The following is an 18,455-nucleotide window of genomic DNA, read 5'->3' as shown; positions in this document are numbered from 1 at the left end:
GCCTGAAGGTCGGTTGATACCGAAAGGTCGGCTGGTCCCGAACCGTCGGCTGATGCTGAGAGTTCGGCTGATACCGAAACGTCGGTCGGGCGCGGCCCGGACACACATCAGAACGGCGGAGGCTCGCCGGAGTCCCAGAACCAATCACGGAGCTCGACAGAGGCCGTGTGCGCATCGGGCGTATCGGCGAACCCTGCAAAGGGGTCGGACGGGGCCTCGCGCCACCCCGGCTGTCCTTCGGCGGCGGCAGGTTCGGGACACTCCCGTGCCTGCCGCCGCCTTCCACGTGCAGGGGTCTCTTCGGCCGTCGATGCTTCGTCCGTGACGGGCTCCGACGCGAGCGGTCGGTTTGCTCGTGGCAGGGCAGTGCCGAAGCGCTCGAGGAACTGGCGGGCGTGCTCGACGTTGAGCGGGTTGTCCGGAGCAGTCACCTCGACGGTGACACCACGGCGGAGCACGTACTCGAGGTGCCCGGGCTCGGTCATCCGGACGTCGAACTTCTTCGCGGTCTTGAGGCTGTGGTGCAGCTTGCATAGACAATGGAGGTTGCCGAAACGGGTGAGGCCTCCCCGGCTGGGGTCGGCCTTGTCGAACGGGTCGATGTGATCGACTTCCGAAGTCTCGGCCGGCAGGGTGCAGCCGGGGAACGTGCAGGTCGCGTACTGTGCGACGAGCGTTTTGCGCACGTTGTTGGGTATGGCGTACGTCTTCGCCTTGGCGTCGATCGGCGTCCCGGTCGCAGGGTCGGTGAGCAGGCGCGTCCACGTGGTGGAGTAGCCCGCGACCCTGCGCGCCATGTCGGCCGGAATCGGCGAACCGTCCGGAAGCATGCCGGCCAGATCGCACACTTCTCCTGAGGACAGCCGTTTTGCGGCTCGCTTCGTCGGGTCGGTGCTTGTGGTCTGTACTTCGGCGGTGTGCGCTTCGGCGGTCGGTGTCGGATGGTCCTCCGATTCGGTTGTCTCCGCGGCTGCTCGGTCGCCCGCGCTGCCTGCATCCTCCGTGACCTGGCTCAGCAGGGTGAGCATGGGCACGGTGATGAACGTGCTGGCCTGGTTTGCCAGCCAGTACTCGCTGGTGGGCATGTCGAGGAGGAACTCGAAGCTGATCCGGTGACCGCCCTCGTAGTGGATGGTGTTTCCGAAGGCGTCGACTGCGCCGTCAGTGGCGTCGGCATGTCCTTCGGCGGCGGGGCGAGCTCCTCTGGCACGGGATCCGATCAGCGATGAGAGTGCGTCACTGACGGCGGTGCGGTTCACACCGTTCGGTGCACCGCAGCGGGTGGTCGTGCGAATGTCCGCGGCGTCGCTCGTGGGGTTGCCATCTGCGTGGTTTGACGTGGTGCTGCTGCTGAGGATCGCTTCGAGGATCTGTGACTCGAAGGCGCGATCGGCCGGGGTCGTCGAGTCGGCGCCGGTCATCGCCTCGGCAACGGTCGTCGGGTCAGTGCCAGTCGGCGTCGACCCGGTCGTTCCGGCGACTTCAGTCTCCGCCCCGTCCGCAGCCTCTGTCGAGACAGACTTCTCCCCTGAAGCCTCGGCATACCCGGTCTCGTGCAGGTCGTCGAAGACGCGTTCGATGTAGTCGAGCAGTGACTCGCCTTCGTGCATGGGGACTCCGTCGGGTCCGGCGAAGAGTCCGTCGAGCGGGAAGTCGGTGCTCGTCGACGCGCCGTCGGCGTCATTGGTGCTGATGATGCGCAGCTTCATCTGCGGCCTCGTGCGGGTGAGGATGTCGAACATCAGCGCCGAGATCGACCGGTCCTCGTCGAAGCAGTCTCCGGCCTTGAGCTGATCGGAGAACGCACTGGTGTTGCTCTTGTACACGGCGCGAGCGAACGCATCGAGCCGGCGGAAGCACGCCTGCAGCTCCGGCGCGGGACCGGTCAGGGTGAGGTAGGCGGTGCCGTCGTCGCCGGTGGTGAGGTCGACGCGCCGACGCAGAGCGACGTTCTTGAGCGTGTCTTCGGGAGCCTGGGTTGCGGCGATCTTGAGCGCGAGCGAGCGCTTGAACGTTTCGATCGTGATGTCTGCACGCCTCTGACCGAGGAACTCGTCGATGGTCGGCAGGTTCTCGAAATGGAGGTCACGGCAGGCCCGGGTCACGCAGTCGACGTGCTCGATGGTGAAGTCGCCGTCGAGGCAGCGGCGCAGGAACTTCGGCAGTCCGTGAGCGAGCGTCATCGACGCGGTCATGTGCTTAAGGGCATTGCTCGTCGTGGCTCCGAGCAGGCTCGAATACACACCTGCCTCGGTCGGTTCGAGGTTGCTGCGCAACCAGGTGAAGAACGTCTGGGTCGGGTCGTACCCCGGGAAGTCGGGCAGGGGAGCCGGGGTGGCGAGGATCTCTTCGGCCAGCTCGGCGGCACGACGAAGGAGGCGGCCCGCCGCACGGTTCTTCTTCTGACCCTTGCCTTTGGCGAACATCGTGCCGGTCTCGGCCTCGACCCGTGCCTTGGCTGCGGCCCACGCAGCTGCCTCGGCGGCCGTGAGGGCCGCGATCGATGCGGGTGGGAAGCGGTCGGCGTCTGGTTCGACGGCGGATGCTTCTGCGCCGGCGGGCGCGTCGGACGATTCAGCAATGGCCGGTCCGTCGCTTTCGGCGCTGCGGTGGCGAGCGACAGTCTCGGTGAACGACGCGAACTCGTAGACGTCGTCGAGCTCGCTGCCTGTGAGCCCGAGGACGTAGGCGACGTCCTGAACGACGACCTTGCTGGTAGCGACGAGCGAGTTGATCTGAGCGATGCTGCTCTCCGCGTAGGCCTGGAGCAGGTCGACGAGTTCGTAGTCCTCGGCGACTTCGAGCCGACGGCCGTGTGCACGGCGGTACTCGGACAGAGTGGCGACGCTCGCGTCGGAAGGGGGGAGCTGGGGGCAGGTTCGACGCAGAGTTGCCGCCGTCGCCGATATTCTTCATCGGTGCTTCCCCCTCTCCACGTCGCTGTGGATGTTGATCGTCAGGATCGTTGCCTATCTCAATTATACGGATTCAGCCTAATAATTAACATCACAATACGATTACAAATAGAACGGAAGAGCAAGAACATGCGCAATATGCAGTTCTAAGAACATTCTGCCAACGCCTGATCGATTTGTTCCTCAACTGTATCCTTCGCCACTGACATGAGATCGCACTCACCTGCCGCCAACCCACCACCTGTCCCCGCCCTACTACTCGTCCGCACCCCACCACCTGCCCGCACCCCACCACCAGCCCACGCCACACAACCCACCCCACCAGGTACGTCACCGACGGTGTCCGACCCCTTCGCTAGAATCGGGGTGTGGCAGCGATCGACAAGGACATTCTCCGTTTGGCACTTCCGGCCCTCGGAGCACTGATCGCCGAACCGATTTTCCTGCTCACTGACACGGCCATGGTCGGCCACCTCGGCGCGCATGCCCTGGGATCGCTCGCGATCGCTTCGACGATCCTGCAGACGGTGCTGGGACTGATGATCTTCCTCGCCTACGCCACGACGCCGCGGGTAGCGAAACGCATCGGATCGGGGGACCGGGCGGGGGCGATCACGGCGGGGTTCGACGGGATCTGGCTCGCATTGGGCACCTCGGTGCTGCTCATCATCATCGGCCTGCCCCTGCTCAGCACGGTGATCGCAGCCTTCGATCCGGGGCCGGGGATCACCGACGGTGCGCATGCCTACCTGGCGATCTCGTGGTGGGGGCTGCCGTTCATGCTCACGGTCATCGCTGCCACCGGTCTGCTGCGCGGGCTCCAGGACACGAAGACCCCGCTGATCGTCGCTGCCGCCGGATGTGTGGCGAACATCGGCCTCAACGCGATCTTCATCTACGGTCTCGGCATGGGCGTGGCCGGATCGGCGATGGGAACCGTCATCGCCCAGGCCGGCATGTGCGCCGTCTATCTCATCATCTCCGTGCGGGCGGCAAAGCGCCTCCACGCCAGCGTCCGTCCCGACTGGTCGGGCGTGTTCACCTCGGCGAAGACGTCGGGATGGCTGCTTGTGCGCAATGCCTCCCTGCGTGCGGCGCTCATCATCCTCGTGTTCATCGCGACCTCTCTGGGCACGACCGATCTCGCAGCGATCCAGGTCGCGCAGAGCCTCTTCTTCGCTCTCGCGCTGGCTTTGGATTCCCTGGCCATCGCAGGTCAGGCGATGATCGGGCTCGAACTCGGCGCGCGGAACATCGACGCCGTGGCCGCGATCAACCGGCGCCTGTGCCTGTGGGGGATCGCGTTCGGCATCATCGTCGGCGTCATCCTGTTCGCCGGGTCCGGAATCATCCCGCGCGCCTTCGCCTCCGATCCTGCGGTCGTCAGCGCGCTCAGCGCCCTCCTGCCGGTGCTCGCGCTGAGCATGCCGATCGCCGGGTACGTCTTCGTCCTGGACGGGGTCCTGATGGGAGCCGAGGACGCTCGCTACCTCGCTCTGGCACAATTGGTCGCTGTGGTCGGGTATGTGATCCTGCTCGTCCCGATCGTCTCGATCTGGCCAGGAGCACCGGGACTCTGGGCCGCCTTCTGCATCGGATTCGTGGGATTCCGAGCGCTGACCCTGGGCTGGCGAGTCCGCAACCGGGCGTGGATCGATCGCGCCGTCGAGAAAGGAATCTCATGAACGCTGAGCCGAATCACGGTGCACCCGAAGCGTCCGAGTCGAACGACACACCCGCCGAGGTGGGGGCGGGGGCCGCGGAATCCGCGTCCTCCCTGCGTGGCCGGATCCGTCCGCTGCCGGCCGATACCGACGACGAGACCTTCCTCCCGTTCCTCGACCTGTGCTTCAACTGGTCGATGGACACACCGCGCATCGAGATCGACGAGCTCCGCGGACGCAGCGACGCCGCCTTCTACTATCGCGGTTGGGGTCGGGACGGCGACATCGCGGTCGCCGCCCACGCCGAAGCCGATCCTGAGTCACCGATCGTCGGGTTGGCCTGGGTGCGGCTGGCTGACATCGCCGACGTCGTGGGCAGGGCCGAGGAGCGCGTCGGCGGGGACTTCGCCGCGGCTTTGGGCAAGACCGGCGCCGAGGTGGTCCGCAGTGAGGTCGTCCTCGCCGGGAAGGCTGGCGAGGGGCAGCCCGATGACGGGGATGCCGGTGGACAGGTTTCTGATCGGCAGTCCGGTGATGGGCGGTCCGACGGCGGGATCTCCGCCGATCACGAATCGGCCGCGACCCTGATGCCGGCCGAGAACGGTGCGCCGTTCACCGGCTATGGATGGGTCGCCGCAGACATCCCCGAACTCTCGATCGCAGTGCTGCCCGATCATCAGGGCCAGGGCATCGGTGGGGCGCTCGTCGACACTGTGTGTGCGCTCGCGCGGATGAGCGGCTTCCCGGCCGTGAGCCTGTCCGTGGCCGATGGGAACGGGGCCGCGAAGCTCTACACCGATCACGGCTTCGTCTCCGTGGGGCGCAACGGGGACTCCGACGTCCTCGTCCGCCGGCTCGTCTGAACTCGACGGCCGGCCCACCGGCCGGCCTCACCAAACGGCCCACGTACCCCTACGGCAAGTCGGGGAGTTCGAACTCGTCGAGCCAGGGCCGGACCACCTCGGCGATATCGCGGCCGGTCACCTGCGAGACGCAGGCGATGAAGTCCTCGGTGCTCACCGAGGAATGGCGGTGCTTCGTCGTCCACTCGCTGAGGCTGGCGAAGAAGTCGGCATCGCCGATCTCCCGACGCAGAGCGTGCAGGCACAGCGCCCCGCGCTTGTACACGCGATCGTCGAACATGTCCGGTCCGCCCGGATCGCCGAGCAGGAGGTCCTGCGGCTGGGCCGACAGGTCCTCCCACCATTCCTCTGCCCGTTCGTGCGCCGTCGCCCGGCCCGACTCCTCCGACCACAGCCACTCGGCATAGCAGGCGAAGCCCTCGTTGAGCCAGATGTCCTGCCACCGCGACGGGGTCAGCGAATTGCCGAACCACTGGTGGGCCATCTCATGGGCGACGAGGCGCTCAGCTTCCCAGTCGGTGCCCAGATGATTGGGTCCGAGCACGGACAACGGCTGCGATTCGAGGGGAATCTCGAGCTCGTCATCGGTGACGACCACGTCGTAGACGTCGAACGGGTACGGCCCGAAACGGTCGATGAACAGGTTCATCATCCCGTGCTGCACGCCGAGCCGGTCCAGCGCCGCATCCCAATGGTCAGCGGCGTAGAGGCCGAGCGGAACGGGGGACTCCGCGGCACCGACTCCCCTCGCCCCTGAGGCCCTCGCACCACCCGTCGCCCCCGAGCCCACAGGGATCGTCCCGTTTCGGTACCGGCCGATCTGCACCGTCGCCAGATACGTCGCCAGGGGAGTCGTCGACTCATACGTCCACTGCGTGCGCCCGGCCTTGCGTACCTTCTCCGTCAGCGCGCCATTGGACACGACCGTGTACTCGCTTTCGACGAGCACCCTGATGCGGTACTTCGCCTTGTCCGAGGGGTGATCATTGCACGGGAACCACGTCGACGCTCCGACCGGCTGACCGGCCACGAGCACCCCGTCCTCGAGTTCCTCCCACCCGATGTCGCCCCACGTGCCGATCGCCGGCTGCGGATTGCCCGCATAGCTGATCTCGATGCGCACAGGCTGGTCCCTGGTCAGCTGCGGTGTCGTCAGCCGCAGCTTCTTCCCTCGGGCGGAGAACCGGACCTTCGTCCCGTTGACGCTGGCCTTGCTCACCCGCAGTCCCGTGAGGTCGAGGACGATCGTCTTCGTCTCGGTCAGCACCCGTCCCGTGAGTACCGCCCTGCCCGAGAGTCGATTCGGCCCGATCCGGTAGTCGAGATCGAGGTCGTAGTGGTCGATGCTCAGATCGGCGCTGCCGACTCCGGGCGTGTAGGGGTCAAGCGTGTGACCGCTGTGAGTCAGCATCGTCGCGCCCTTCGTGCTCGAGTGTGGGAAGTTCTGGGGCATCCACCCAGGGTATGACAGGATTCCCGCTGAAATAGGCATGCGCCGGAACGTATTCCCCACGCATGACCAACGAGGTGGCCCCGACCGTCGCATTCTCGCCCAGCGTCGACGCGGGCAGGATGACGCTGTTGGGCCCCAGCGTGGCTCCCGGCTCGAGCTCGACGTCATCGAGGCTCATCACCCGGTCGTGGAACAGGTGCGTCTGCACGACGCAGCCGCGGTTGATCGTCGAATTGTCGCCGAGACGGACGAGATCGGTCTCCGGCAGCCAATAGCTCTCACACCACACTCCGTGCCCGATCTGCGCCCCCATCGCCCGCAGATACCACACGATCGCGGGAGTACCCACGGCATTGCGAGTGAACCACGGGGCGGCTACCAGCTCGACGAAGCAGTCGGCGACCTCGTTGCGCCAGATGAACGACGACCACAGCGGATGCTCCCCGGCCGAGATGCGACCGACGAGGATCCACTTCGCGGCCACGGCCAGACCCGCCGCCACCGCACCCGCGGCCATCATCACGACCCCCGAGGTGAGCAGGGCGAGAGCGACCGAAGCGACAAAGCCCGTGGCCTCCGCCGCCACCCCGCCGGGCAGACCGAGGAGGAACCAGATCGTGAGCACGACCGCCGTGATGAGGACACCGCCGGCAATCACCGAGGTGATCCGCAGCGTCTCCCAGAACCCGCGCGCCGCCTTCACCCCGATAGTAGGGGAGTAGGTTAGCGACTCATCGGATTCGACGGCGGCACGACGCAGCTGCACCGGGGGAGACCCGAGCCACGACGAGCCCTTCTTCGCTTTCGCCGGAGCCGCCGAGAGCACCGCCACCAGAGCGTTCTTCGGTACCCTCCGACCCTGCGAGGCGATGCCCGAATTCCCGAGGAACGCACGTTTGCCGACCTTCGCACGACCCGCTCGCATCCACCCGCGCCCGAGCTCGTAGCTCGCGACCATGGTGTCATCGGCGAGGAAGGCCCCGGCGGCGATCGTCGTCATCGTCGGAACGAACACGACCGTCGAGATCTCCGTGCCCGGCCCCACCTTCGCCCCGAGCAGCCGCAGCCAGACCGGGGTGAGCATCGAGGCATAGAGCGGGAAGAGCAGATCGCGGGCCAGATCGAGCAGCCGCTCCGTCGCCCACACCCGATACCCGCGCGCCGAACGGACAGGGAACTCTCCCTCCTCCATCCCGATCGCGAGGATCCGGACGGAGACGAGGATGAGCAGCGCCGTGGTGACGAACCACAGGCACGCCAGCACAGGCGACCACGCCAGCAGCAGCCACGGTGACTCGAGCACCTCGACCCCGGAGACGCCGAGCATGAGTGCGAGGCCCGGGATCACCGCCAGATAGGGGAGTGCCGCATTGAGCTGCGAGCCTGCGGCATAGAACAGGAACGGCAGACGCCGCCTCGGCGGGGGAGCGGGCCACGCCTTCTTCGCCTTCCCGACCCGCACGGCGGGTGATCCCGAATAGATCTGGTTCTTCCGCACCTGCCCGGTCACCGCCGAGCCGGCTTCGACGAGTGCCCCGGACCCCACCTCGGCGCCGGGCATGAGCGTCGAGCGTGCACCGACGGTGGCACCGCTGCGGATGTCGATGCGGCCGATGCGCAGCAGATCCCCGTCGACCCACCAGCCCTTGAGGTCGACCTCGGGTTCGACGGCTGCCCCCTTGCCGAGGGTGAGGAACCCGGTCACCGGAGGCACCGAATGCAGGTCGGCGTCGGCCCCGATCCGATTGCCCAACAGCTTCGCGTACCAGGTCACCCAAGGGGCGCTCGCCACCGAGACGGCCGCGGCGAGGTCGGCGATGTGCTCAGCCAGCCACAGCCGCTTGTGCACCCACCCCGACCGCGGATAGGCACCGGGCCGGATGTCGACCATGAGCAGCCGTGCGGCACCTGCTGAGATGAGCATCCGACCCCACGCCGTGACGAAGAGGAGGAAGAGGACGATGACGACCGGCCACGGGGTGAACGGCAGATCCGCACCCAGACCGACGCCGAGGTTGGCCGCGAGCATTGCGAGCACGACCCATCGAACCCCGCCGAGGATGTGCACCGGAATCCCGAGCAGGACCTGGAAGATCTGCATCCCCCGCGAAGTGCGTCCGATCGTGCGTCTGGGTCCCGCCGGGCCGATCCCCGACCCCTCTTCGCCGAGGCAGAGCCTGGCCAGGGCGGTGAAGCGCGGATGCGCGTAGATGTCGCCGACGGTCACGCTGGGATGGCGGGTGCGCAGGCGAGAGACCAGCTGCGCGGCGGCAAGCGACCCGCCGCCCGCGGTGAAGAAGTCCGTGTCGCTGCCCGGCCGGGCGCCGAGGACGGCGGCCCACTGCTGTGCGACCCAGTCGGTGTCCGCATCGAAGGTCTCATCGGTTCCGCCGGACTCATCGCCGTCGCCGAGGGGCCAGGGCAGCGCATTGCGGTCGACCTTGCCCGAGGTCTTCGTCGGCAGTTCGTCGACGAGGACGAGTCGGGGCACGAGAGCCGCCGGAAGCTCCTCGCGCAGCCGGGCCTCCCAACCGGGGAAGTCGGATTCGTCGGCACCGGCGCCGGTGCTGACGCCGGCTCCGGGCCCGGCGCCATCACCGGCACCGCCCAAGCCACCAAGGGCGAGGTAGCCGATGAGGATGTCCGTGCCCGCCGGGGTCGTCTTCACCGCGGCCGCTGCCCCTTCGACGCCGGGCAGGGCCTGCAGGGCGGCGTCGATCTCGCCGAGTTCGATGCGCCGACCCCCGAGCTTGATCTGCTCATCGGCACGCCCGACGAAGACCAGACCTTCGGGATCGTTGACCACGAGGTCACCGGACCGGTAGGCCCGCTCCCAGCCGAGAGTGGGCATGGGAGCGAACTTCTCGGCATCCTTGGCCGGGTCGAGATAGCGGGCGAGGCCGACCCCGCCGATGATGAGCTCACCGGTCTCGCCTTCAGCCACGGGAACACCATCGGCATCGACGACGGCCAGAGCCCAACCGCTCAGCGGCAGACCGATGCGCACAGGGTCGGAGCCGTCGAGCATGGCCGCGCACGCGACCACGGTCGCCTCGGTGGGCCCGTACGTGTTCCACACCTCGCGGTCGTTGTCATTGAGTCTGCGGCCGAGCTCCGGCGGACAGGCCTCGCCGCCGAAGATGAGCAGGCGGACGTTGTCGAGGCTCTCGGCCGGCCACAGTGCGGCCAGGGTCGGCACGGTTGAGACGACAGTGATCTGGCGTGAGGACAGCCACGGACCCAGATCCATCCCGGACTTCACGAGCGCGCGTGGAGCGGGGACGAGGCAGGCACCGCTGCGCCACGCCAGCCACATCTCCTCGCAGCTGGCGTCGAAGGCCACGGACAGACCCGCGAGCACCCGGTCACCGGGACCCAGCGGTTCAGGCCGGCAGAACAGAGCCGCCTCGGCGTCGACGAAGGCAGCGGCGCTGCGATGGGTCACGGCCACACCCTTCGGAGTGCCGGTCGAACCGGAGGTGAAGATCACCCAGCAGTCGTCGTCGGGTGTGGGAGAACGCAGCTGCGCTCGCTCCAGGGGCCCGCGGTCGTTCCGGGATTCGATATGTGACCCGGCGGTGATGACACCGGTCACGGCCGCCTCGGCGAACACGGTGCGGGCTCGCTCATCGGGATCGTCGACGTCGACGGGAACGTACGCGGCGCCGAGCATGAGGGTGGCGAGGATCGCCAGGTACAGGTCGACCGACCCCGAGGGCACACGGACGCCGACCTTGTCACCGGGACCGATGCCGGCCTCGGCGAGCTGGAGGGCGAGATCGCGGATGGCGATGACGAGCTCGCGGTAGCTGAGCACACGGGTGCCGTCGTCCAGCGCAGGCTGATCGGGATGATCGCCGGCCGTCTCCAAGAGGATGTCGATGAGGGTGCGGTCCCCACGAGGGCGAGGGGGTGCTGGGAACTGCGGTGCGTAGTCTCTCACGTGTCTTCCGGGTCGATCGGGAACAGCCGCGGCGGGTGCCGCCACTGACATCGCCGGTGACGCTAGCCCGTGAAGGTGTCGTGAACATGAACAGATCTCGCGGCAGGACTTCGCCCCTATCGTCAACGGGGCGAGGTCCGTGATAGATGTGAAGGACGAGCCGATGCCGCACCGGCACCGACCGCCAGCTGATCGTCAAGCCAGCTGATCGTCAACGATGAGGAGTCCGCCCCATGGCCACCGTCCTGTCCCACGCCACCGTATTCGACGGCACCCGCTTCCTTCCCGGCACCCGCGACGTCGTCATCGACTCCGACCGGGTCGCCTCTGTGACGGAAGGCGGTCAGGGCTCCCACAACGCCGGCGACGACTTCGTCGACTGCACCGGCAAGACGATCATCCCCGGAGTCATCGACTGTCACGTCCACCTGACGAGCTCCGGGGCGGCCGCCACCTCGAACTTCCACGACCCGTTCTCGCTGCAGTTCTACAATTCGGTCGCCCATATGGAGGCCACGCTCAAGGGCGGAGTGACCACCGTCCGCGATGCAGGCGGCACCGACCTCGGTGCGAAGGTCGCCGTCGAGACCGGCGTCGTGCGCGGCCCGCGCCTGTCGATCGCGGTGAACATCATGTCCCAGACGGGCGGACACGGAGACTTCCACCTCGTCTCCGGCGCCGAATCCCCGTTCCTCTCGCCCCACCCGGGTCGCCCCTCCGGCGTCGCCGACGGACTCGAAGGCGTCCAGAAGACGACCCGCGAGCTGCTGCGGGCCGGCGCCGACCACATCAAGATCTGCTCCACCGGCGGTGTGCTCTCACCCCGGGACGATCCCCGCCACTCCCAGTTCACCGAGGCCGAGATCGCCGTCATCGTCGCCGAGGCGGCCGCCCAAGGTGCCCACGTCATGTCCCACGCCCAGGGCGCACCAGGGATCAAGAACGCTGTCCGTGCCGGAGTCCGTTCGATCGAGCACGGCATCTTCCTCGACGAGGAGGCCATCGACCTCATGCTCGAACACGGCACCTACCTCGTCCCGACCCTGCAGGCCCCGCAGGCGGTCATCAAGGCCGCTGAGGCGGGGGCCGGTCTGCCGCCGTCCGTCGTGGACAAGGCCCACCGTGTGGTCCAGGCTCACCGGGAGTCGATCGCCCGCGCCCATGAAGCGGGGGTGCCCATCGCCCTGGGCACCGATGCCGGGGTGGGCCCGCATGGGGAGAACCTCGAAGAGATCAGCCTGCTCGCCGAGGTGGGGCTCTCAACGGTCGAGGCGCTCGCCGCCGGCACCTCGGTGGCTGCCCGCGTACTCGACGATGATCGGGTGGGCCACCTCGGTGAGGGCGGGCTCGCCGACCTCGTCGTCGTGGGTGGGGACCTGCGCACCGCCGATGTCCGCGGCATCGAGAATCGCGTGGATGCCGTCTACCTCGACGGCGAGCGCGTCTGAGCCGTAGGGACAGTGCCTGTGGGAACGACGGTGGTATCGCTCTCGCCGGAAGGCGAGTCAGGAGTGCCGGTGAGGGAAACCTAACCTCAGCGGGTTATGCTGAGTGGGTACCAGATATGAGGAGCGCACACCCACGATGAACCCACTGAACTGGTCGTTGCCGATCGCTGTCACCTGGCTCATCCTCTTCGGCATCATCCTCGCCCGCGCCGGAGGAACCTTCCTGCTCGGACGTCTGGCACGCACCGGCATCCGCAAGATCGACCGCGTCGACCGCCTGATGTCCGGACCGAAGTACCGCAAGGCCGAAAGTATGATCGAACGCTTCGGAGCCCCAGTCATCGCGGTGAGCTTCGTCATGATCGGCGTCCAGACGGTGCTCAACCTCGCCGCCGGAACGACGGGAATGAGCTACCGCAGGTACTTACCGGCGCTCGCCGTCGGCGGTGCGATGTGGGCGACGATCTATTCGACCGTCGGCCTCATCGGCTTCAAGGCGCTGGCCGCCGGTTACCAGGCTGCGCCGGGGCTGACCATCGGAGTGGCCGTGTGCTTCGTCCTGGCCATCATCGGACTCGTCATCGGGCTGAAGAAGCCGAGCGTCTCCGCCGAGGCGGCCGATGGGGCCGAGGCTGATGTGGCAGAGGCCGAACCTGCTCCCGGCGACCGTGCGGAATCGGCTCGCGCAGCTGAGACCCATACGGACACGAAGACCACCGAGGCCTGATCACCGCCAGCCGAGCCCCACCTCGGCGAAGGCGGCTCCGGCAGCGTCACCGCGGGTGAAAACGGTCAGGGCGGGCCGCCTCGGCGAGGTTGTCATCCATTGAGCAGACCCGGTCGACGGGCTGCCGTCACGGTTCAATAGAGTGGGAATCGGTCAGAGTCGACATGACGGGAGCGCCCGTCGACAGTCAGTGAAGGAGGGCTCGGATGGTCGTGGCCTGGTGGAGCATCATTCCGTTCGTGCTTCTGCTCGGGTGCATCGCAGTGCTCCCCCTGATCCCGGCCACGGAGAAGATCTGGGATCGCAACCTCGTCAAACTCATCGTCGCCCTCATCCTCGGCGTGCCCATTGCAGTGTGGTTCCTCCTCGGCGGAGAAGGCGGCACCGTCGCTCATGCGCTGCTCGAATACTTCCAGTTCATCGTCCTCGTCGGCAGCCTGTTCGTCGCCTCGGGCGGAATCTTCCTCGTCGGCGACATCAAGGCGACACCGAAGAACAACACGATCTTCCTCGCCGTCGGCGGCGTTCTCGCCTCCTTCATCGGCACCACGGGCGCGGCGATGCTGCTCATCCGCTCGATCCTCAACACGAACCAGGACCGCACCCACCGGACGCACACGGTCATCTACACGATCTTCATCGTCGCCAACTGCGGCGGCCTGCTCACTCCGCTGGGCGATCCGCCGCTGTTCCTCGGGATGCTGCGCGGAGTGCCCTTCGAATGGACGTTCGGGCTGTGGCCGTACTGGCTGTTCGTCAACGCGATGCTGCTCGTCTCCTTCTTCGCTCTCGATTCGAAGATGTACGCGAAGGAACCGGACGAGGCCCTGGCGAAGGACGCCGAATACGAGACGAAGCTCGGCCTGCGCGGAGCCAGCGGCCTCGTGTTCCTCGCGATCATCATCATCGCGGTCGCCTTCATCCCCTCCGTCGACGCCCACGCGATCGAGACCGGACACGCGAGCCTCGCCGACTATGTGCCCTGGCGTGAACTCGTCATGCTCGCCTCCGCGATCACCGCGTTCCTGTTCGGTGACCGGGGCGCCCGCTTCAACCTCAACAAATTCACGTGGACGCCGATCCTCGAGGTCGGGGCGCTCTTCATCGGCATCTTCCTCACGATGATGCCCGCGCTGGCCTATCTCGGCCAGGTCGCCCACAAGATCCCGCTGAGCGAGGTCTCCCTGTTCGTCTTCACCGGCGGGCTCTCCTCCGTTCTCGACAATGCCCCGACCTATGTCACCTTCTTCGAGATGGCCGCCCAGGTTCCCGGCGAGCCGCGGGTCGCCGGAGTCGCCGAGACGCTGCTCATCGCCGTTTCGCTCGGCGCGGTGATGGGAGGCGCGATCACGTACATCGGCAACGGCCCGAACTTCATGGTCAAGTCCGTGGCCGATTCGGCGAGTGTGCCCATGCCGAGCTTCGGCGGCTACGTGTGGTGGTCGCTGCGTCGCCTCGTGCCGATCCTCGCCGCGATGGTGCTCATCTTCATGACCGAGGGCGTGTGGCTGAGCGTGGCCGGCGTGCTCCTCGCACTGTTCATCCTCGGCCAGGCCGGTCGAGACCTGCGCGCGGCGAAGGCCCAGTCCGGGAGATGAGTTTCGGCTGCGGAGTCCGGGAGATGAGTTTCGGGCACGGAACCCGGTGCTGTGCCCGGTTCGAGGCTGAGGGAGAGTCTGCAGAGAAAAAGAGGAATGTGCCGCGTCATCGAATGAACGATGTCGCAACACATTGGATTGTCGGGCTAGCGGGATTTGAACCCACGACCTCTTCACCCCCAGTGAAGCGCGCTACCAAGCTGCGCCATAGCCCGTTACCGAACTCCCTCGTGGGCAACGAGAACCAGCTTATACCGATGAAGGGCCAAGTGCCAAAACCACGTACCGTGACCTCCGAAAAGCAGGTATCATCCCAGGTGGATACCGACGAAGCAGGTCTCGGGCAGGCCTTGACCTGTACCTCGGTAACATTTCCGTTTCGTGATTGTTATGAAAGTGGCCCAGGCGGCTATGCTTGGTACACCGACAAACTAGAGGAGTCGACATGGCAGATCTGGATTATCCAGTGTCTTACCGGTACTCGCGCGACCATGAGTGGACTGCGTCCACGGATGACAACGCTGTCGTCCGCGTGGGCATCACGCATTTCGCGCAGGAGCAGCTGGGCGATGTCGTCTATGTCGACCTTCCAGCAGTGGGTGACGAGATCACCGTCGGCGAGTCATGCGGTGAAGTCGAGAGCACGAAGAGCGTGTCCGATCTCATTGCGCCCGTCTCCGGCACCATCACCGAGGTCAATGAGTCGCTCGACGACTCTCCCGAAACAGTGAATTCGTCGCCGTTCGAAGACGGGTGGATGTATCTTGTCGAACTCAGCGAACCGGAACAGCTGGAATCGCTGATGGACAGCGAGCAGTACAAACAGCTCATTGAGAGCGAGGAGGCGTAATGTCGCAGAACCACGAACAGAATCGTCCGGCCCCCTCGCAGCCCTGGTACGACAATGGCCAGGTGCCGCAGTCGAAGAAGTTCCCGTTCGGCGCCAATAACAACGGCGACGATGATTCGGCGACCAGAGTGAACCAACAGGTCGATCAGAACGGACAGGGAAACTCCCAGTCCTACGGTCAGCCGAGCAGCGATGCCCCTCAGGCACCGCAGTACGGCGGCGGCCAGAACTATGGCGGTACGCCGCAGGCGAGCCAGAACTACGGCGGCACCCAGCAGGCGGGCCAGAACTACGGCGGAACGCCGCAAGCGGGCCAGAACTATGGCGGAACGCCCCAGGGCGGCCAGAACTACGGTGCTTCGCAGCCGGCCAACCAGCCCTATGCGGGCAACGGGCAGGGCAGCCAGGGGCAGCAGCAGTACCAGCCGCAAGGAAACCAGTATCAGCCGCAGGGGTACAGTCAGCCTCAGTCGGGTCAGCCGCAGGGAAGCCAGCCCCAGTACGGCTCCAACGGAGCCGGGCAGTACAGCCAGCAGTACAGCCAGCAGGGTGGCTATCCACAGCAGAGCGGTGCCCCGCAGCAGTACGGTTCGAACGGTGCCGGTCAGAACGGCCAGTTCAACCCCAACCAGCCGCAGTCGGGCCAGCCGCAGGGCGGACCGGCCGAAGGGAACTATGATCAGATGAGCGATTCGGGCAGCCAGCAGTTCCAGGGGATTCTGGATCCGCACACCGGCGAGATCCACCCGGTGCCCGACCTCGACGGTCTGCAGGACGCCGACGCTCTCCTCGTCGTCGTCTCGGGACCGGACTCGGGCTCACAGATCCTGCTCGACACCGATGTGGTGACCGTGGGTCGCAGCCCGAACGCTGACATCTTCCTCGACGACGTCACCGTCTCGCGCAAGCACGCCGAGTTCATCCGCACACCCAGCGGCTTCACTCTGCGGGACACCGGATCGCTCAACGGCACCTACGTCGGTCGGCAGCTCATCGATTCCATCGAACTGCAGAACGGCGCCGATGTGCAGATCGGCAAGTTCCGTATGATCTTCCAGCAGCGTCCGCGCTCCTGACCGGGGGATGATGTCCAAAATCGAAGTCGAGGTTGTCGGCGTCCGCATCGAAATGCCCGCCAACCAACCGATCCTCCTCCTCAAAGCCAGCGAACCCGCGTACTATCTGCCCATCTGGGTGGGAGCGATCGAAGCCAATGCGCTCTCGATCGCACAGCGGGGCCTGACGCCTCCACGGCCGATGGCGCATGCTCTTCTGCTCGACGTCCTCGCGAAATATGAGGCCGAGCTCGAAGACGTGACGATCACCGGCAAGGACGGTCAGATCTTCCTGGCCGAGCTGAACACGAACGACGGGAAGTCGATCTCCGCCCGTCCCTCGGACGCAGTGACGCTCGCGCTGACCGCGCACTGCCCCGTGTACGTCGACTCAGAACTGCTCGAAGAGTCCGGCATCGAAGCCCCCGAAGCCGACGAAGAGGAAGTCGCCCAGTTCCGGGACTTCCTCGACAACGTCTCGGCCGAGGACTTCGAGACCGGACCAGAGAACCCATGAAAGTGAAACAGTGAGCCTCCACACCGATCCAGTGCTGTCCAACAGAGAAATCGCCGCTGCCGGCAATGACAACCTTCGCGGTCTCGACGACTGGCGTGGGATGGATCCGAAGCAGCAGCCGACGTATCTCGACAGTGCTGCGCTCGACGAGGTCCTCACCGATCTGCGGGCCTCACCTCCGCTGGTCTTCGCCGGCGAAGCCGATGTGCTCAAGCAGCGCATCGCCGCCGCCGCGCGCGGAGAGGCGTTCGTCCTCGCCGGTGGTGACTGTGCCGAGTCCTTCGACGGTGCGCAGGCGGACAAGATCCGTGCCCGTGTGCAGACGGTCCTGCAGATGGCGGCCGTGCTCACCTACGGCGGTTCGATGCCCGTGGTGAAGATCGGCCGCATGGCCGGTCAGTTCGCCAAGCCTCGCTCTGCCGACATGGAGACCCGGGACGGAGTGACCCTGCCGTCGTTCCGCGGCGACATCGTCAACGGCTACGAATTCACCGAGGAGTCCCGCCGCCACGATCCTGAGCGGCTGCTCAAGGCGTACCACGTGTCCGCCTCGACGCTCAATCTCATCCGCGCCTTCACTCAGGGCGGCTTCGCCGATCTGCGATTCGTCCACGACTGGAACCGCGGCTTCCTCGCCTCGAACCCCGGCTACCAGCGCTACGAGCAGACCGCGCGCGAAATCGATCGTGCCATTCGCTTCATGGACGCCTGCGGAGCCGATTTCGATGCGCTCAAGACCACCGAGTTCTACGCCGCCCACGAGGCGCTCCTGCTCGAGTACGAACGCGCGCTGACCCGCATCGACTCGCGCACCGGTGATGCCTACGACGTCTCCGGACACTTCCTGTGGATCGGCGAACGCACCCGTGAGGTCGACGGAGCACATGTGGACTTCCTGTCCAAGGTGCGCAATCCGATCGGTGTCAAGCTCGGACCCACGGCCACGGCAGACGATGCCCTGGCCCTGGCAGAGAAGCTCGACCCTGATGCCGAACCCGGTCGTCTGACCTTCGTCACCCGCATGGGTGCCGGACAGATCGGTGAGTCCCTGCCCAAGCTGCTCGCCGGCATCGGCGATCAGCTGCCGCATGTGACCTGGGTCTGCGATCCGATGCACGGGAACACGATCACCTCGAACACCGGTTACAAGACCCGCCGGTTCGAAGACGTGATGGCCGAGGTCGAAGGGTTCTTCAACGCCCACGGCGAGGCCGGTACGATCCCCGGTGGTCTGCACATCGAACTCACCGGCGACGACGTCACCGAGATCATGGGCGGAGCCACGGAGATCGACGACGAAGGCCTGCGGCGTCGCTACGAGACCCTCGTCGATCCTCGCCTCAACCACGATCAGTCGCTGGAGATGGCGTTCCAGGTCGCGGAGTACCTCACCCGCAGGAACTGATCGACAGGCTCAAGCAG

At 66.3% G+C, this 18,455-nt stretch carries 13 protein-coding genes and 1 tRNA gene; 10 read left to right on the top strand and 4 right to left on the bottom strand.

Annotated features, from left to right (window positions below):
- Positions 1-107 precede the first annotated feature (107 nt).
- Entirely contained in the window at positions 108-2,426 is a 2,319-nt protein-coding gene (locus tag GUY23_RS11360; protein WP_166972404.1) for an HNH endonuclease signature motif containing protein, read from the bottom strand.
- Between the two features lie 183 nt (positions 2,427-2,609).
- Between GUY23_RS11360 and GUY23_RS11355 the strand changes: the two genes are divergently transcribed.
- The 3 genes from GUY23_RS11355 to GUY23_RS11345 all read left to right on the top strand — a co-directional run bounded on the left by GUY23_RS11355 (position 2,610) and on the right by GUY23_RS11345 (position 5,442).
- The gene (locus GUY23_RS11355) at positions 2,610-3,065 is read left to right on the top strand and encodes a hypothetical protein (RefSeq protein WP_166972401.1); all 456 of its coding nucleotides are present in this window, start codon (positions 2,610-2,612) and stop codon (positions 3,063-3,065) included.
- Between the two features lie 218 nt (positions 3,066-3,283).
- Positions 3,284-4,600, top strand: coding sequence for an MATE family efflux transporter (locus GUY23_RS11350; protein WP_166972400.1), 1,317 nt, complete (start codon positions 3,284-3,286; stop codon positions 4,598-4,600).
- Positions 4,597-5,442 (top strand): GNAT family N-acetyltransferase, encoded by an 846-nt coding sequence (locus GUY23_RS11345; RefSeq protein WP_166972399.1) that lies wholly within the window; start codon positions 4,597-4,599, stop codon positions 5,440-5,442. Before GUY23_RS11350 ends, GUY23_RS11345 begins: the two co-directional genes overlap by 4 nt.
- 49 nt (positions 5,443-5,491) lie before the next feature.
- On the opposite strand, the gene GUY23_RS11340 is transcribed toward GUY23_RS11345, so the two are convergent.
- Positions 5,492-6,853: a M1 family metallopeptidase gene (locus GUY23_RS11340; RefSeq protein WP_166976009.1), complete on the bottom strand. Its 1,362-nt coding sequence runs from the start codon at positions 6,851-6,853 to the stop codon at positions 5,492-5,494.
- The gene (locus GUY23_RS11335; RefSeq protein WP_166972397.1) at positions 6,825-10,889 is read right to left on the bottom strand and encodes a Pls/PosA family non-ribosomal peptide synthetase; all 4,065 of its coding nucleotides are present in this window, start codon (positions 10,887-10,889) and stop codon (positions 6,825-6,827) included. Before GUY23_RS11335 ends, GUY23_RS11340 begins: the two co-directional genes overlap by 29 nt.
- Positions 10,890-11,071: 182 nt before the next feature.
- On the opposite strand from GUY23_RS11335, the gene GUY23_RS11330 reads away from it, so the two are divergent.
- The 3 genes from GUY23_RS11330 (at position 11,072) to GUY23_RS11320 (ending at position 14,611) form a co-directional block, all read left to right on the top strand.
- Positions 11,072-12,286 carry a metal-dependent hydrolase family protein gene (locus GUY23_RS11330; RefSeq protein ID WP_166972395.1) on the top strand — a complete coding sequence of 405 codons (1,215 nt, stop codon included), beginning with the start codon at positions 11,072-11,074 and terminating at the stop codon, positions 12,284-12,286.
- Between the two features lie 136 nt (positions 12,287-12,422).
- Entirely contained in the window at positions 12,423-13,013 is a 591-nt protein-coding gene (locus GUY23_RS11325; protein ID WP_166972393.1) for a DedA family protein, read from the top strand.
- 206 nt (positions 13,014-13,219) lie between these two features.
- Positions 13,220-14,611 (top strand): sodium:proton antiporter, encoded by a 1,392-nt coding sequence (locus tag GUY23_RS11320; protein WP_166972391.1) that lies wholly within the window; start codon positions 13,220-13,222, stop codon positions 14,609-14,611.
- Positions 14,612-14,752: 141 nt separating this feature from the next.
- On the opposite strand, the gene GUY23_RS11315 is transcribed toward GUY23_RS11320, so the two are convergent.
- A tRNA-Pro gene (locus tag GUY23_RS11315) sits at positions 14,753-14,826 on the bottom strand.
- A gap of 230 nt (positions 14,827-15,056) precedes the next feature.
- Between GUY23_RS11315 and gcvH the strand changes: the two genes are divergently transcribed.
- The 4 genes from gcvH to GUY23_RS11295 are packed head-to-tail and all read left to right on the top strand — an operon-like array spanning position 15,057 to position 18,438.
- Entirely contained in the window at positions 15,057-15,461 is a 405-nt protein-coding gene (gcvH, locus tag GUY23_RS11310; protein WP_166972389.1) for a glycine cleavage system protein GcvH, read from the top strand.
- Positions 15,461-16,537: an FHA domain-containing protein gene (locus GUY23_RS18945; RefSeq protein WP_166972387.1), complete on the top strand. Its 1,077-nt coding sequence runs from the start codon at positions 15,461-15,463 to the stop codon at positions 16,535-16,537. Before gcvH ends, GUY23_RS18945 begins: the two co-directional genes overlap by 1 nt.
- A 7-nt stretch (positions 16,538-16,544) precedes the next feature.
- Complete coding sequence (locus tag GUY23_RS11300; protein WP_228282240.1) at positions 16,545-17,033, top strand: bifunctional nuclease family protein; 489 nt, start codon at positions 16,545-16,547, stop codon at positions 17,031-17,033.
- Positions 17,034-17,043: 10 nt separating this feature from the next.
- Complete coding sequence (locus GUY23_RS11295) at positions 17,044-18,438, top strand: class II 3-deoxy-7-phosphoheptulonate synthase (protein WP_166972385.1); 1,395 nt, start codon at positions 17,044-17,046, stop codon at positions 18,436-18,438.
- Positions 18,439-18,455 lie beyond the last annotated feature (17 nt).

The organism is Brevibacterium atlanticum (assembly GCF_011617245.1).
GTDB lineage: Bacteria > Actinomycetota > Actinomycetes > Actinomycetales > Brevibacteriaceae > Brevibacterium > Brevibacterium atlanticum.
Note: the sequence above shows the minus strand (reverse complement) of the source record. Positions and strands in the feature narration are given on the sequence as shown.